Here is a 15,418-nt window from a genome sequence, read left to right on the forward strand (position 1 = left end):
CGGAAAGCCATGCGCTTTCCAAGTTCTTATACCTGTTTCATCCCTTACCTACCCCTGTCAGCCCTTGATGGGAGAGGGGGTTCTTAGCACTGCCCCGTGTTGCGGGCTTGGACTGGATGAATGACAATCGGGGAAAGACTATCAGGAGACTGACCTATGACATACTCCCTCGCTGATCTGGACGCCATGAGCATTGAGGTGGCACAGGCGCTTTCGTTTGATGAGAGGGACGCGCTGCTTGACCTCATTATCGCAGACGGGCGGCACCAGACGACGGACATGGACTCGTATCGCATTGGACTGTACGGGGACTACTTCGACGAAGACGTGACGCGGATGCTGAAGGTGAAGGCGATCAAGGTGCACGTCAGGGGTACTACGGCGTCCGGGTTCGACGGCGTGCTCGGGGGCGAGTCCGACGAGTAGCAGTACCGCGCGGCGTTCCGGCATGTACAGCAGTCGCTCGAGGCGGCGGGTACAAGCTACGACCGCGTCGTCACGCTGGTCGTCTTCCTGACAGATATGGACAAGTGGCCGGTGCTCAATGAGATCTACAGCGAGTTCATATCGAGCATGCCGTGCAGGGCTGTGATTGGGACGACGGGTCTGGCGCAGCCTCCGCTGACGATTGAGATCGTGAACTGTATTGGGTACCGAGTAGCGGAGTAGGGGCAGTTCGGGCTCCTCACCCTCACCCGTTAAGGGCTTACAGGCGTAGGTAAGCTGACAATTCGTTCGTCACCGGATCAAGTCCGGCGCAGGCTCTGAGCTTGTCGAAGGACACCCTCCATCCCCTGGATTCCCGCTTTCGCGGGAATGACGGGTGGTAGGTTAGCGGCGTAGGGGCGGTTCGCGAACCGCCCCTACATTGGTCTCGATGACAGTAGATGCTAGACGAGACCCTCGTGCACGGCGGCGGTCTCGATTAGGTCCCATCCGTGCTGGATACCGGGGACGAAGCTGTCGCAGGCCTCACCTTTCAGGACGATCTGTTCCACTTCGTCGCGGCCAGTGATGGAGAGGAACGTGGTCTCGATCTGGTCGAATAGATTCTGGTCAATGTCGCCTTGTGCGGTGAAGCAGCAGTGGCTGTATGGAGGGCTGGACCAGAACGCGCGGACATTGTTGACTGCATCACTGCCGTCCTCAGCCATGGTCTCCAGAGTGCGACGGCTCACGGCACCGGCGTCGAACTCGCCAGAGTAGACGCGCTCGACCACGTCACGCTCGTCTGAGGCGGTCTGCGAGTTTCGGTCCTCGTAGAAGCTGACCACGGCGAGGTCGTTCGGGGGGTTGAGACCCGCCTCCTTGATCATGTGATACGGCACCAGGCCTGCCTGCTCTGAGCCGCGTCGGCCGAAGGCGAAGCGCTTACCGATCAAGTCCTCCACGGTCACGATGTCAGAGTCTGCTCCAGCTATCAGATGGGTGACGAAGCCGACGTCGACGTCGCGCATCGCGATTACCCGGCACGGGTCATCGAGGAGTCGCCTGATCTTCACGTATCCCAGCGGGCCGTTCCAGGCGAGGTCGATGTCGCCGTTTACGAAGGCGTCGACCATCGCGTCGTAGTCTGAGTACAGCACCCAGTCGAGGTCGATGCCGCGCCGGCGGAAGATGGTCTCGAGGCCCTGGAAGACGTCGAAGTGGGATTGAGTTGCTGAACCGCCTAGTCTGACCATGTCTGCTCCCCTGACTTCGGCCCGTCGTTCCGGCGAAGGCCGGAACCCAGTAGGCTGGGATGCTGCTTAGGTGGCTGATGTCAGAGCCTCTTCACCCTCACCCCAGCCCTCTCCCGTCAAGGGAGAGGGGGTAAATTGATTGTGTTTCGGACTTTCTTCCTAGATCCCCAGCAGGTCTTCGAGGTTGCGCCAGAGGATCATCTCTTTTTCATTGTCGCTCAGGCTCTCGAGGCCCATGATCCAGGAGACGGGCCAGTCGATGCACATGTCGTAGGGCCAGTCGGTGCCGAACAGGACGCGGTCTATGCCGACCCTGTCGATGATGTAGCGCAGCGCATCCTCGCTGTGAGTGATAGTGTCGTAGTAGAACCTGTTGAGATACGCGCTCGGCGGCTGTGAGATGTTGCCGCGGGCCTCGGGCCGCACCTGCCAGCCGCGGTCCATGCGACCGATGCCGAAGCAGGTGTAGCCGCCGCCGTGGGACAGGCAGATCCTGAGATCGGGACACGCGTCCATCACGCCGCCGTATACGAACGCTGCGTACGTGACGGCCCTGTCGGCATGGTTTCCTATCGTGTTCGGCAGGTGGTACTTGCTCGACCTGGGACTGACGATAGTCGGTCCGCCCTGGTGGATGAGCAACATCGCGCCAAGCTCCTCGCAGGCCTTCCAGAGTGGCAGGAATACGGGGTCGTCGAACGTACGGCCGTTTACGTGGTCGCCGATCATCGCGCCCTTGAGTCCGAGCTGGGTGACGCTCCTCTCGATCTCGGCGATGGAGGCCGGAATGTCCTGCAGCGGCAGGGTTGCCAGTCCAGCAAAGCGGTCGGGGTGGTCGACGGTGAGCTGTGCCACGTAGTCATTGCAGTCGCGCGCCATCGCCGTGGCCGCTTCTGGGTCTTTGTCGTAGCTGTAGAGCACCGCATTCGTCGATAGCACCTGCACGTCGACTCCGAGCGAGTCCATGTCCGCGAGGCGCTCCTCGGGCGTCCACGTCGTCCGCGGGTTGTGGCGGTGTGCGCCGACGGCCTCGGACGTGATTCCGTGCCAGTTCTCACCTGCGTTCATGGCATCTATGAAGCCCTGAGGGGAGATGTGAGCGTGTATGTCTATCGTGCGCATGTAGGTTTCCTCGTTTGGATCTCTAGCTGTTATCTGCTTGGACTCATCAGGGTGACGCCACCGTCGACGGGCATTATCAGGCCGGTCACCCACTTCGCCTCGTCGCTGGCAAGGTAGACGGCGGCCCAACCGATGTCCCACGGGCTCCCTTCAGTGCCGAGCGGCGATGACGCACGCCGTATGTCGCGACGGTCGGAGGTCATGTTCGGGGCGGTCATCGAGGAATACACAGGACCGGGCAGGATGCAGTTGACGCGGATGCCGTCCCCAGCGTGGTCAACTGCCATCGCCTGCGTCAGAGCCATCACACCGCCTTTCGACACGGTGTACGATGTCAGTCCGCGCGGCCTTATCGCAGATATGGACGAGATGTTGATGATCGCTCCGCCGCCTCCCGATGCCATTACCGGCACGGCGTACTTGCTCATCAGCATCATCGACTTCACGTTGACCTGCATGACGCGGTCCCAGTCGTCCGGGTCGACCTCGACCACAGAACCTGCGCCGCCGATGCCGACGTTGTTATGGAGGATGTCGAGTCGTCCGTACCTCTGTACCGTGGCCTCAACCATCGCCTGGCAGCTCTCCGCAGAGGTCACGTCGCCGATGAAGACCGACGCCGTCCCGCCGTGGGACTCGATGGCGTCGAGAGTTCTACTGACGTGCTCTTCGTCGGTGTCAACGAGCAGCACGCTTGCGCCCTCGTACGCGAACAGGATGGCGGCGGCCTGACCGTTGCCGATGACGTCGCCGCGAGAGCCCGCCCCTGTGACGATGGCGACCTTGTCCCTGAGTCGCGGCTGCGGCTCAAGCTGAGTGTCCGTGATGTCTGCCAAAACGCTCCTCCAAGCTCGGCTGTCGCCACGATACTACACGACGGTTGACAGGTGCGCCATGAGGCTCAGTTGGTCGAGTGCGCCCGACAGTTCTTACTCAGAGGTCTCCGGAAGCGAGAGTCCAGTATTGCAAGCCGCTTTGTGGATTCCCACGTGCGCGGGCTGGAATGACGGTCAGAAGTTCGGACATTTGCTCTCCTCTTACGTCCGGATTTGACCACTTATGCATGTGACAATCTTGTGTTATATTGCAAGCTAACAATCCCTTCAGGGATTGCGCTTGGTTATTGCTTGGTTTTGGAATTCCCGGAGTAAAGTTCGCAGACAATACCGACCGGATTCATATGTCCAGCTTTAAGCTGGTTGGGAGGCTCTCATGACTACTGCAGCCACTGAATTGCAACTCCTGGCCCACCTGATGCGACGCGCCGGGTTCGGGGCCAGCCGGAGCCAACTGGAGTCGCTTGCGGAGAAGGGGTACGACGCGGTCGTCGATGAGCTCCTGAACCCGTCCCAGTCCAGCGAGATGAGCGACGACCTCATTCGCCGTTACCATCACGAACAGTCCGGCATGATGGGCCAGCTCAGCCCAGGCTCATACTGGATCTACAAGATGGCGACCTCCACCGACGCACTGCGCGAGAAGATGTCCCTCTTTTGGCACGGCATCTTCGCCACCGGATATCCCAAGATCACCAACGGCAAGGTGCTGAGCGACCAGATCAGGATGTTCCGCCGCTACGGTACGGGGAGCTTCAAGACACTGCTCACCGAGCTCGCCAGAGACCCCTCGATGATCGTGTGGCTGGACAACCACGACAATCACAGGGGCGCCATCAACGAGAACTTCGGACGCGAACTGCTCGAACTCTTCTCTTTGGGCGTCGGCAACTACAGCGAAGATGACATCAAGGAGGCGTCCAGGGCATTCACGGGATGGACGATCGGCAACACCGAGTACATGGCCCTGCGCGCCGAGCGAGACTCGATCTGGCCATACGGCCGCATCTCCTGGCACTTCCAGTTCAACGAAGACGACCATGACGACGGCGAGAAGGAGTTCCTGGGCCGAACAGGCAACTTCAACGGCGAGGAGATCGTGGAGATCATCTGCGAGCAGCCCGCCACCGCCGCGTTCATCGCAAGGCACATGTACCACTTCTTCGTAGCCGATGAGCCGCCGGTACCACAGTGGCCGTACGTCGAGCCTCAGGACCCGGAGGCGATCGAGATACTGTCGAAGGCATACTTGGAGAGCAACTACGACATCGGTCACATGCTGCACGTGCTGTTCACGTCCGACTTCTTCAAGTCGCAGGACTCCTGGTACTCGCGGGTCAAGAGCCCGGCTGAAATCGTCGCCGGCGTGCTCAGACTCACCAACGAGTTCCACAGGCCGAGGCGACAGATCGTAGAGCGTCAGCAGCAGATGACGTGGATGGGCCAGACCCTGATCAATCCGCCGTCCGTTGAGGGCTGGCACGAGGGCCTCGAGTGGATAGACACCGGCACGTTCGTCGAGAGGCTGAACTTCGCGTCCAGCCAGCTCGGCAACACCGAGCATCCCGGCGTGAGGTCGATAATAGAACGAGTGGCCACGAACGGCGGCTCTGCAATATCTCCTTCAGAGCTTGTCGACCGGTGCCTTGATGAGATCGGGGTTATTGCCGTGTCGGACGAGACCAGGTCATCGCTCGTGGACTATGCAGCGGCGGAGGGCGACATCGTCGCCGGACCCGAGGTGGACGAGCAGACCAGCGAAAGAGTAGCGCAGCTGCTCCAGATGATCGCAGCAACTCACGAGTTCCAGAGGGCATAGCGTGTAGGAGCAGGTCTCAAACCTGCACCTACAAAAAGGTGAACGCCATGACCACACTAGAAACTACGCGACAAAGGATGGTCTACAGTCACACCATCGGGCTGTCCACGATGGAGGGACGGGGGTTCTACTACCCGGTGGATACCGTCTGCCACAGCGACGGTAAACTGTACACCATAAGCCGCTCCCTCGAGGGTGACGTCCGTGGAGTCCGCGTCACGATCTACGACATCGACAGCGAGTACTATGGCACCTTCTCTGAGTTCGGCGAGGGCGCCGGCCAGTTCATCTGGCCTGTTGCGATCACGCAGAACTCCCAGGGGCACGTCTACATCAGCGACGAGGACAAGAACGTCGTGACCGGATTCGATACGTCCGGCGCCATCATCAACCATTGGGGCGAGACAGGCAGCGCGCACGGACAGTTGGACGGACCAGCCGGCATGGCTTTCGATGCGAACGACCGCCTGTACGTAGCCGACCAGCACAACCATAGAGTGCAGGTGTTCACTCCAGAGGGCGAGTTCGTTGCCAGCTACGGCTCACAGGGATCCGGCGAGGGGCAGTTCGGACTCCCGTGGGGAATCACCGTCGGCCCTGACGGCTTCCTGTACATCGCGGACTGGCAGAACGACCGGATTCAGAAGCTATCGCTGGACGGAGAGTACGTACGCTCATTCGGCAGGTCCGGTCGCCGCGATGGCGAGCTTCACAGGCCGTCAGGAGTCGCAGTCGACACGGAGGGCTATGTGTACGTGTCCGACTGGGGCAACGAGCGCGTGGTCATCTTCGACGCCGACGGTGGACTCGTGCAGAACATACGCGGCGAGGCGACTGACTCGAAGTGGGCTGAGGCGTTCCTGTCGATCAACCTCGAAGAGGCCGCCGCTCGCGAGCGCGCCAACATGGAGCCTGAGATCGACTTCTTCGTTGACGACCCGCACGAGGTATCATCCCACATAGAGAAGTACTTCTGGGCGCCGACGTCCATCAAGCTTGATGGTGAAGGCCGGATGTACGTCACCGAGAGCAACCGGCACCGGGTTCAGATCTACAAGAGAAACGGGTAGCGGCAGGTTTGAAACCTGCCCTATGACTCAACCCAGAAACAGAGCAACAACAGCAGGGAGTGGTGATATGACAGCGAATGGAAACGGCAACAGCAAGTCGGTGGTGGTCTTGCAGCTGAGCGGAGGGAACGACGCGCTCAACACGCTGATCCCATACAACGAGGGTCTGTACTACGATCAGCGGCCGTACCTCGGCATTCCGCAGGACGAAGTGCTGCACCTAGACAACAAAGTAGGACTGAACCCGGCTATGGGGCCGATCAAGTCGCTGTGGGATGAGGGCAAGGTCGCGGTCATACAGGGAATCGGTTACCCGAGTCCCAACAGGTCGCACTTCCGGTCTATGGACGTGTGGCACACCGCCCAGCCCGCCGACATCGCTCCTGAGGGCTGGCTCGGTCAGGCCATCAGGGACCTCGATCCCAAGGCCGAGAACGTGGTAACCGGTGTCAACTTCGGTCGCGGTCTCCCGCGCGCCATGTACGCCAAAGACGTACCTGTTGCCTCAGTCGGCAACCTCGAAACCTACGGCCTCATGCCAGACATCAAGGACGAGGCGGCGCGCGCCCTGGCGCTGGAGGCCTTCTCCCATATCTACGGCGGCTCAGGCAAGGACACCATCTCGCAGTTCATCAGCCAGGTCGGCATGGACGCGCTCAAGGGCGCCGACATACTCAAGACCGCACCGGGATCGTACTCGTCCAGTGTCGAATACGCCGACAACCCCATCGCCGAGAACATGAAGAACATCGCGCAGGTGATGTTCGCCGACGTCGGCACGCGCGTCTTCTACACACAGCACGGCAGCTTCGATACGCACGCCAATGAGCTGGCGTCTCACGGCAAGCTCTGGAACGAAGTCTCGACCGCCGTCGCCGACTTCATGGACGACCTCAAGGAGCACGGCAAGGACAAGGACACTGTCATCCTGCTGTTCTCCGAGTTCGGACGCCGGATCAACGACAACGGCGCGGGCACCGACCACGGCTCCGGCGGAGTCGCGTTCGTAATCGGCGGCGACGTCAACGGCGGCCTGTACGCCGACTTCCCGTCGCTGCGTCCCGAGGACCAGCTCGAAGGCGACATGCACTTCAGCAACGACTTCAGGCTGACCTACTCGACGATCCTCGACCGCTGGCTCGGCGTAGATCCTGAGCCGATCACCAACGGCAACTTCGAGCAGTTCGACTTCATCAGGAGCTAGTAGATACTGCTAGCCGGCCATAAGTAGCAGAAAAGCGGGGGCGGTCGTTAGACCGCCCCTGTTTTGTTTCCGCGAGCGTGGTAAATTGGAGCAGGACTTCCCCAACAGGACTTGACCGTAGGTGGGCCATTGACACGGGAATCCGCGGCTTCGCATCGACATTGGGTAAGGAGAGGTAGAGATGGAGAAGGCACTGGAAGGCGTCCGGGTAATCGACCTGACGCAGTTCGAGGCGGGGACGTCGTGCACACAGATGCTCGCCTGGCTTGGCGCGGACGTCGTCAAGATCGAAAATCCCGGCGTTGGTGATCCCGGTCGTCGAGCTGGACTCGAATCGAAGGGCGACTCAAACTACTTCATCCACTACAACTCCAACAAGCGCAGCGTCACGCTTAACCTCAAAACTGACAAGGGGCGCGAGATGTTCTTCGACCTCGTCAGGGGCGGCGACATTGTCGCCGAGAACCTCGCGCCCGGAACTCTGGAACGCCTCAACTTAGGCTACGACGTCCTCGCCGAGATCAACCCGCGCATCATCCTTGCCCGCGTGAAGGGGTTCGGCACCTACGGTCCGTACAGTGCGTACAAGAGCTTCGACCCTGTCGCGCAGGCTGCGGGTGGTGCCTTCTGTGCCACCGGTGAGCCCGACGGCCCACCGATGCGTCCTGGCACCACGTCGGGCGACTCTGCGACCGGAATGCACGCCGCAATCGGCATTCTTGCCGCACTTTGGCAGCGACAGGCGACAGGCAGGGGTCAGGTCGTCGAGGTCTCTATGCAGGACGCCATAGTCAACCTGAGCCGCACGTGGATGGCCCGCGCCGAGCAGGGTAAGATCTCGCCCGAGCGCACTGGCAACAGCCTGAGGTCGAGTCCCGGTGTCGGGACTTTCAGGTGCGCTCCCGGAGGCGCGGACGACTACGTCTACATGATCGCCTCGCCCGCGAGAAAGCCCATGTGGAGTGTGCTGGTCACTGCCATCGGTCGCGAGGACCTGATCGACGATCCGCGTCTAAAAGACGCCGGGGAGATGGCAGAGGCCACAGACGAGATTAACCAGGTGATTGACTCATGGACGCAGAAACACACCAAGTTCGAGGTGATGAAGATCCTCGGCGAGGCGGGTGTGCCCGCCAGCGCATGCTTCAACGCCGTCGACCTGTACTCTGATGACCATCTGAGACAGCGCGAGATGATAGTGACCGTCGACCACCCTGATTACGGCCCGTTCACCCTGCCCGGCTGCCCGGTCAAGATGTCTGACTCTCCGGTGGACTTCACCGCCGCCCCGCTGCTCGGTCAGCACAACGAAGAGGTGTTCTCAGAAGCATTCGGCTATGATACCGAGGCTATTGACCAACTTCAGCAGCAGAACGTCATCTGATACTCGACATCCATGAGAATACTCGCACTGACCCCGATCAAAGACGAATATGACGCCCTGACCAGTTCGCTCCACAGACTCGGCTTCGTGAGCTACGGCCGGTCCACGGGCAGGCTGCCTTTCCTCAGCTACCTGGGCGGGAGTCTTGTCGTCGCACAGGGTGGCCTGGGCAAGGCACAGTTCGGCATACAGGCCCAGCACGCAATCGATACAATGCGCGATCGCGACATAGTCATCTGCGCCGGGTCTGCCGGAGGCTTGAGCGACGATCTCAAGATCGGCGATGTGGTCGTCGCAACTGAGACGGTCGAGCACGACTTCAAGTGGGGTATTCTGAGCGGCAAACCACTGCCACGTTTTCCCGGGGACCGGAAAGCAATAGCAGTACTCGAAAATGAACTGCCAATGATGGAAGAGTCGTTTGACGTGCACTTCGGAATCGTAGCCAGCGGCGATGAGGGAATCGTCGATCCCAAGCGAGCCAGCGAACTGCGAAAGGACACCGGCGCGATTGCGGTGGCATGGGAAGGAGCAGGGGGAGCGCGCGCCGCAGATTTCTCGGACCTGCCATTCCTGGAGGTCCGGGGCATCTCGGACGGCGCGGGCGAAGACGCGACCTCCGAGTTCCATGAGAACCTCCCGCAGGCGGTGCAGAACGTCGCCACGATAGTCTTGACCCTGGCCCAGATATTGCCCTAGTTTCTCAGATACTGCCCGGCTGGACTCCGGCCCTCGACGGAATGACGGTTGGGTGAATGATCCGCCAACAGGAGGCGACTCGTGAAATACGCCCTCTTCACCCATGTGCCCTGGCCTGAAGACATCGATCCCGCAAAGCTTCTGATCGACGCGGCTGATGAGGTGAAGCTGGCAGAGGACCTCGGCTTCAGCAGTGCCTGGATAGCCGAGCACCACTTCACGCGGTACGGAATCGGATCGTCGGCACTCGTCATCGCGAGCTACATGGCGGGGCAGACCAAGAGGATTAGGCTGGGCACCGGCGTACTCATTCCGACGCTCCACAACGCGATCAGGCTCGCTGAGGACGCCGCGACTATAGACGCCATGAGCGGGGGCCGCCTCGACGTAGGCTTTGGGCGAGGCGTGTACGGCTACGAGTACAGCGGCTTCGGAGTCTCTCCCGAGACCAGCCAGGAGCACTTCCAGGAGAGCATTAACGTAATCCAGGGACTGTGGACCGAAAATGAATTCTCGCACGAGGGCGAGTACTATAGCCTGAACAAGGTCAGCCTGGCCCCTCCAACATTGCAGAAGCCACATCCCCCTATCTACATCGCCGCATCGCGCACGCCAGCGACGCTCGACTACTGCATATCACGTAATCACAACCTGTGCATCGCCGTGGTGATGGACACCGCACCGGCGCTTGAGCTGCTGCAGAGGTTCGTCGACAAGTCAGAGGCCGCAGGCATCGACAGGCCTGCATCGGAGGTGCCGTTCTTCAGGTACATGTACGTCGCCGAGACCATGGAGCAGGCCCGTCGCGACACGGCAGCGCACCTCGAGTGGGTGCTCGACATGCTGTTCTGGCGGAGCTACTTCACCGACGGCGGGAGCGAGATCTACCACAGCCTCGAGGAGTGGAGACGCACCCGGACCGACTTCCCCGCGACCGTCGACTACGTCTTCGAGAACCGCGCCATAGTCGGCGATCCGGACTACTGTATCGCCAAGATCGAGGAGCTAAAGAGTCACGGAGTCAGGTTCCTGGGAGCCAACTTCGCGATGGGCGGTCTGGACCACAAGAAGGTCCTCAAGTCGATGGAGCTATTCGCAAAAGAGGTGATGCCAGCAGTCGGCGCCCCGGAAATGGCGACGGCCGCCTGCTGAGTCCGATGACAAAACACTGGCAGCCAGGAGACCACGTCGTGCTCCGCGAGATATGGCGCGGGCGGGTCTGGTCCGGCAGACCGTACACTGTCGTCGAAGACTCCTCCAGCCGGCTGCTGCTGTACGCGGGCGCGGGCGTCCGATGGGTCAAGCCTGTTCCCCCTGACAGGCTGCGTGAGCGGGCCTGGACGCTTCAGGAGGACACTTGGTACACCGAGGCCCTGCGGATTGTCACGCCCGGTTCCCGCCACAGCGTCCTGCTTCTCTGGACGGCAGGATTCCGGGACCTACTGCTGTGGTATGTGAATCTCGAGGACCAAATGACCCGTACCCACATCGGCTTCGACTACCTCGACCAACTCCTGGACATCGAGATAGCGCCTGACCTGTCTGAGTGGAGTTGGAAGGATGAGGACGAGTTCGAAGAGGCGATCGTAGCGGGCCTACTGACCTCCGAGGAAGCACACCTCGTCAGGGCCGAGGGAGAAAAAGTCATCGCCGCACTCGGCGCGAGACGCTCACTGTTCAGCGAACCCTGGCCCCAATGGCGTCCCAACCCCGACTGGACGTCCCCCGTCCTCCCCGAAGGCTGGAACGACCTCCACAAGTACCCGGCATTTGACGGCGGTCGCCAGTACATAGAATAGATGGAACAGACGAGGCGGATTGTCCTTCGAAGGACGACCTCGACCGCAAATGGAACTGTTCTCCAGAGAGGTGATGCCTGCGGTGGGAGCGCCGGAGATGGCGACGGCTGCCTACTGAGCCTTCGGTGACCTCTGGGTTCCGGCCCCGTATCAGAGTACGGAGTGACGTTCCTTCGCCGGAACGACGGTTGGGTGGTGAGGCCTACCGCGCCTCGCGTAGGCACTCTTCCAGGAAGCCCAGGGCGCGCTCGGCGAAGACCCACATGTTGCCCTCGCGGTCGGGGTCTCCTGTCTCGATGGTAAGAGAGCGCTCTACTGGTCCGCTGACCGCGATGCAGGCGTGACCGTAGTTGTCGCCGTAGCGATTGCCCGTAGGCCCGCTCGCGCCGGTCTCACCCAACCCCCAGGTCGTGCTCAACCTCGTGCGGATCGTCTCCGCGTTCAGAGCGGCGTAGTACTCTGTACTGGCGCGATGTCCCTCCATCGCCTCATCAGGGACGCCAAGCAGTCCAAGCTGCGCCATGCGCGTGTAGATTATCGCGCCGCCGACGTAGTACGCTGACGCGCCCGGGATGGCCACGAGGGTCGCATTCAACAGACCGCCGCACGAGGACTCGGCCACGGCGAGCGACTCGCCCCGATCCTTAAGCAACTGACCGACCGTTTCGGCAAGCGTGCTCAGTTCCGACATGGGTTAGCTCTCCCTTTCTGGTTCTTTTTCACCCTCACCCGTCAGGGGCTTGGAGGGGTATGTAAATCGACAATTCGTTCGTCCTGAGCTTGTCGAAGGACGCCCCCATCCCCTGTCAGCCCGCCAAGGGAGAGGGGTTCAGAAAAGGTCTCTGTCAGGTCAGCTCGGGCATGACCTCGTCTGCGAAGAGCTGCATGGACTCTTTGATCTCGTCATTGGTCAGGCGACCCCGGCGGTTGAATTCGAGTATGCACTGCGCCATTCCGGGCATGTCGTCGCGCAACGCGCCTAGCTGCTCGATGCACCCGGCAGGATCGTCGTAGATCGAGTATCGGACGGCGTCCTCGAAGTTCCACGTAGCCCAGCCCCCTACACCGCTCGTAAAGCTGTGACGGGATGTGCCTACTGACGACGCCGTGGCGTCTGGCACCGTATTCACTATGTCTTCGTCAAGCCAGTTCCGGGCCATCATCTCGTGCGCCTTCTCACGAGTCTTCGCCACGAAGAACGAGATGTTGACGTGGAACTCCTGTGGGTGGGTCGCACCACTTGCGAGCTTGGCCTCTTCGAACTCGCGGAGCCTGTCGATCATGCGCGGCATCGGCTGGCTCAGCGTAGTACCGATCACGCCCAGACCCATGCTCGCTGCATACGGGAACGTCTCGTCACTGTTGGCGGCGAGGAGAAGCGGCGGATGAGGCTCCTGAACTGGCTTCGGCTCGACGAGCAGCTCGTTCATGCTCCAGTACTCGCCCTCGAAGTTGGCCTTCTCCTGCGTCCACGCGGCCCGCAGCAGCTCGATGCCCTCGGCCACTCGGCCCCTGCTCTCCTCTGCGCTGATGTCCTTGGCCTGGCCGAAAGCCTGCCCAGCGGGCGCTCCCCAGCGTCCACCCAGGCACAGGTCGAGCCTGCCGTTGGTGAGGATGTCGCAGGTGGCAGCCTGGGTCGCCATGTGGATGGGATGGTGCAGTGGGAACTGCGCGGCGAGCGTGCCGAACCTGATCTGGCTCGTGTGCTGCCCCGCAGCCGACGCCACCATGAGCGGATTGGACAGAGGTCGACCCGGGAAGAACACCGACTCTGCTATCCACGCCGACTCGAAACCCAGCTTGTCAGCCAGGGCTATCTGCTCTATTGTCTCCCAGTGCCGTCGCGGGATCGAAGACCCCAGAAATCCAGGCACCTGCCAAAAAGCTCCAAATCGCAATTAAAAGACTCCTGTGGCGATACCCGCCCGTTAGCTGTCGGGACCTCAGGCATTCTAGCCAGTGGTGGTAGCAGGACGCGCCGCGTTGTAGCTCGATCCATCATCCCCGCTGCCGAATACGCCAAACGGATTCAGCGACCTCGGGGCGTCGTAGATGTCCATCTGCTCGTTCCGCTTGAGCCACCCGACCACCACGTAGGTGAGAGGCGTGGCGATTATCTCGTACGCGGTCTTGACCAGCCAGGCGAACAGTATTCCGTTGAGTACCGCCGTGGCGGGCCATATCCCCGAGAGACCAAAGGCGATACTGTAGAAGATCACCGAGTCCACACCCTGTCCAACCACAGTGGATGAGATCGTGCGCATCCACAGAAAGCGTCCCTCTGTCTTATTCTTAAGCACCACCATGACCGACGCGTTGGCGAACTCGCCTACTATGTAGGCCGCGAAACTGCCGAGCAGCACCCATCCGGTCGTGCCGAGTATGGCCATGTACGCGTCCTGGTTGTCCCAGAAGACGGCCCCTGGGATCGCTCCGCCGAGCCAGAACAGGATGACCATTATGACGTTACAGGCAAAGCCCAGCCAGATGACTCCGCGGGCAACCCTGAACCCGTAAACTTCGGTAAGCACGTCGCTGATGATGTAGCTCAGCGGGAAGCAGATGACGGAAACAGAGACGATTACGGCTTTGTCGCCAAGTACCTCGAATGGGAGGGTGAACAACGACAGCGGCTTTGTCGCGATGATGTTGCTCACCAGCAGCACGGTGACTGCCAGCGCGGTTATGATTACCAGCTTGCCGGAAAAGTTCAATGTCCCCCTCTTTTCCTTTAAGGCTGTCTGATGCCCATGCACTCATCGACCAGGACGCCGGTCACGACCTCCATTTGGTCGTCCCACTTGGACAATTCAAGCAGGCGCTCCAACGTGTAGTCTCCGTACCGTGTCTGCTCAGGCGATGGCCGTCCGCCCATCACAAGTGTCGCGATATTGGCGTTCATCAGCGCGCCACAGCACATGGGGCACGGCTCGAACGTAGTATATAGCGCATACCCGGTCATGTCGTCAGTGCCGAGCGCGACCGCGGCCTCTCTGAGCGCGACGGTCTCAGCGTGGGCTGTAGGGTCCTTGGTGACCGGCACCAGGTTTCGACCGCGAGCAACCAACTCGCCGTCTCTGACGATGACGGACCCAACGCCGACATTACCCTCATCGGCCGCCCTCTGCGCCTCCTCCAGCGCGAGTCTCATGAAGCTCTCATGGTCTGTGGCTCCCACAGCAGTCCTCCTGCCTCCAGATTGTGCTGCAACGCTATCACAATTGTCAGGTCGTGTGGAACGGGAACGAGACAGTATCAATTTGGTAGGTGGCTCCACAGAAACTATTGTCCCCTCTCCCTCAGAGCTTGCCCTGTACCTGATACGGGGGCTGATAGGGGTATTTAAGGTGCACAGATAGGCCTGAGTACCACCAACAGACCCCCTCTCCCTGGGGGAGAGGGTTGGGGTGAGGGCGAAAACACTGCCAACCAAACTGACCCAGCCTCACCCCCACCCGTTCACCCTGTCGAAAATCCGCTGCGGTGGGAGCCCATCCACCGACAACCCCACCCCGCCCTAAAGAAAGTTCGAGCCGAGGCCACAACCTCATCCCCCACACAACCAAATCATGTAAATCCCAAAATCACACAAATCCGAGTTCAGACTTTATTGACCTTGACATGTAAGTACATCTGTTCTATTCTGGTGCCAGAACAATAACCACTAAACCCAACAACCAAACCAATGACTCTCTCAGAATACATCCTCGAAAACACAGACGACGGTATCGACATCGCCAGAGTCCTCATCGACGTGATGAACGGATTCATCCGCGGTGTCACACCCAGTCACAGGCTCACCG

General features: G+C 60.6%; 15 protein-coding genes and 1 pseudogene. 9 read left to right on the forward strand and 7 right to left on the reverse strand.

Annotated elements, in window-relative coordinates; translation table 11 throughout:
* The first annotated feature begins 156 nt into the window (after positions 1 to 156).
* A complete protein-coding gene (locus tag J4G14_11030; protein ID MCE2458330.1) occupies positions 157 to 426 on the forward strand; it encodes a hypothetical protein in 270 nt (89 codons plus the stop codon).
* A 6-nt stretch (positions 427 to 432) separates the two neighbouring features.
* Positions 433 to 669: pseudogene (locus J4G14_11035) on the forward strand (RidA family protein).
* Between the two features lie 221 nt (positions 670 to 890).
* On the opposite strand, the gene J4G14_11040 reads toward J4G14_11035, so the two are convergent.
* From J4G14_11040 to J4G14_11050, 3 genes are all read right to left on the reverse strand, one after another.
* A complete protein-coding gene (locus tag J4G14_11040; GenBank protein ID MCE2458331.1) occupies positions 891 to 1,682 on the reverse strand; it encodes a phosphate/phosphite/phosphonate ABC transporter substrate-binding protein in 792 nt (263 codons plus the stop codon).
* 159 nt (positions 1,683 to 1,841) lie between these two features.
* Positions 1,842 to 2,804: an amidohydrolase gene (locus J4G14_11045; protein ID MCE2458332.1), complete on the reverse strand. Its 963-nt coding sequence runs from the start codon at positions 2,802 to 2,804 to the stop codon at positions 1,842 to 1,844.
* Between the two features lie 29 nt (positions 2,805 to 2,833).
* Complete coding sequence (locus tag J4G14_11050) at positions 2,834 to 3,631, reverse strand: glucose 1-dehydrogenase (protein ID MCE2458333.1); 798 nt, start codon at positions 3,629 to 3,631, stop codon at positions 2,834 to 2,836.
* 385 nt (positions 3,632 to 4,016) lie between these two features.
* Between J4G14_11050 and J4G14_11055 the strand changes: the two genes are divergently transcribed.
* The 7 genes from J4G14_11055 (at position 4,017) to J4G14_11085 (ending at position 11,615) form a co-directional block, all read left to right on the forward strand.
* The gene (locus J4G14_11055; protein ID MCE2458334.1) at positions 4,017 to 5,459 is read left to right on the forward strand and encodes a DUF1800 domain-containing protein; all 1,443 of its coding nucleotides are present in this window, start codon (positions 4,017 to 4,019) and stop codon (positions 5,457 to 5,459) included.
* 47 nt (positions 5,460 to 5,506) lie between these two features.
* Positions 5,507 to 6,529, forward strand: coding sequence for an NHL repeat-containing protein (locus J4G14_11060; protein ID MCE2458335.1), 1,023 nt, complete (start codon positions 5,507 to 5,509; stop codon positions 6,527 to 6,529).
* Between the two features lie 67 nt (positions 6,530 to 6,596).
* Entirely contained in the window at positions 6,597 to 7,733 is a 1,137-nt protein-coding gene (locus J4G14_11065; GenBank protein MCE2458336.1) for a DUF1501 domain-containing protein, read from the forward strand.
* Positions 7,734 to 7,914: 181 nt separating this feature from the next.
* Positions 7,915 to 9,117 carry a CoA transferase gene (locus J4G14_11070; GenBank protein ID MCE2458337.1) on the forward strand — a complete coding sequence of 401 codons (1,203 nt, stop codon included), beginning with the start codon at positions 7,915 to 7,917 and terminating at the stop codon, positions 9,115 to 9,117.
* Between the two features lie 12 nt (positions 9,118 to 9,129).
* Entirely contained in the window at positions 9,130 to 9,816 is a 687-nt protein-coding gene (gene mtnN / locus J4G14_11075; GenBank protein MCE2458338.1) for a 5'-methylthioadenosine/S-adenosylhomocysteine nucleosidase, read from the forward strand.
* A gap of 81 nt (positions 9,817 to 9,897) precedes the next feature.
* Positions 9,898 to 10,968: an LLM class flavin-dependent oxidoreductase gene (locus tag J4G14_11080; GenBank protein ID MCE2458339.1), complete on the forward strand. Its 1,071-nt coding sequence runs from the start codon at positions 9,898 to 9,900 to the stop codon at positions 10,966 to 10,968.
* A 38-nt stretch (positions 10,969 to 11,006) separates the two neighbouring features.
* A complete protein-coding gene (locus J4G14_11085) occupies positions 11,007 to 11,615 on the forward strand; it encodes a YgaC family protein (GenBank protein ID MCE2458340.1) in 609 nt (202 codons plus the stop codon).
* A 202-nt stretch (positions 11,616 to 11,817) separates the two neighbouring features.
* Here the strand turns inward: J4G14_11085 and J4G14_11090 are convergent, their stop codons facing one another.
* The 4 genes from J4G14_11090 to J4G14_11105 form a co-directional block, all read right to left on the reverse strand.
* A complete protein-coding gene (locus J4G14_11090) occupies positions 11,818 to 12,306 on the reverse strand; it encodes a CinA family protein (GenBank protein ID MCE2458341.1) in 489 nt (162 codons plus the stop codon).
* 154 nt (positions 12,307 to 12,460) lie between these two features.
* Complete coding sequence (locus J4G14_11095; protein MCE2458342.1) at positions 12,461 to 13,489, reverse strand: LLM class flavin-dependent oxidoreductase; 1,029 nt, start codon at positions 13,487 to 13,489, stop codon at positions 12,461 to 12,463.
* Between the two features lie 78 nt (positions 13,490 to 13,567).
* Positions 13,568 to 14,329: a queuosine precursor transporter gene (locus J4G14_11100; protein MCE2458343.1), complete on the reverse strand. Its 762-nt coding sequence runs from the start codon at positions 14,327 to 14,329 to the stop codon at positions 13,568 to 13,570.
* Positions 14,330 to 14,346: 17 nt separating this feature from the next.
* The gene (locus J4G14_11105; GenBank protein MCE2458344.1) at positions 14,347 to 14,793 is read right to left on the reverse strand and encodes a nucleoside deaminase; all 447 of its coding nucleotides are present in this window, start codon (positions 14,791 to 14,793) and stop codon (positions 14,347 to 14,349) included.
* Between the last annotated feature and the right edge of the window lie 625 nt (positions 14,794 to 15,418).

It is taken from the genome of Dehalococcoidia bacterium, assembly GCA_021295915.1.
Lineage (GTDB): Bacteria > Chloroflexota > Dehalococcoidia > Lucifugimonadales > UBA1123 > VXRN01.

Coding starts and splice junctions, on each gene's coding strand:
- J4G14_11090 (MCE2458341.1), bottom strand. CDS start 12,306: ATGTCGGAACTGAGCACGCTTGCCGAAACGGTCGGTCAGTTGCTTAAG.
- J4G14_11060 (MCE2458335.1), top strand. CDS start 5,507: ATGACCACACTAGAAACTACGCGACAAAGGATGGTCTACAGTCACACC.
- J4G14_11040 (MCE2458331.1), bottom strand. CDS start 1,682: ATGGTCAGACTAGGCGGTTCAGCAACTCAATCCCACTTCGACGTCTTC.
- mtnN (MCE2458338.1), top strand. CDS start 9,130: ATGAGAATACTCGCACTGACCCCGATCAAAGACGAATATGACGCCCTG.
- J4G14_11065 (MCE2458336.1), top strand. CDS start 6,597: ATGACAGCGAATGGAAACGGCAACAGCAAGTCGGTGGTGGTCTTGCAG.
- J4G14_11030 (MCE2458330.1), top strand. CDS start 157: ATGACATACTCCCTCGCTGATCTGGACGCCATGAGCATTGAGGTGGCA.
- J4G14_11070 (MCE2458337.1), top strand. CDS start 7,915: ATGGAGAAGGCACTGGAAGGCGTCCGGGTAATCGACCTGACGCAGTTC.
- J4G14_11045 (MCE2458332.1), bottom strand. CDS start 2,804: ATGCGCACGATAGACATACACGCTCACATCTCCCCTCAGGGCTTCATA.
- J4G14_11055 (MCE2458334.1), top strand. CDS start 4,017: ATGACTACTGCAGCCACTGAATTGCAACTCCTGGCCCACCTGATGCGA.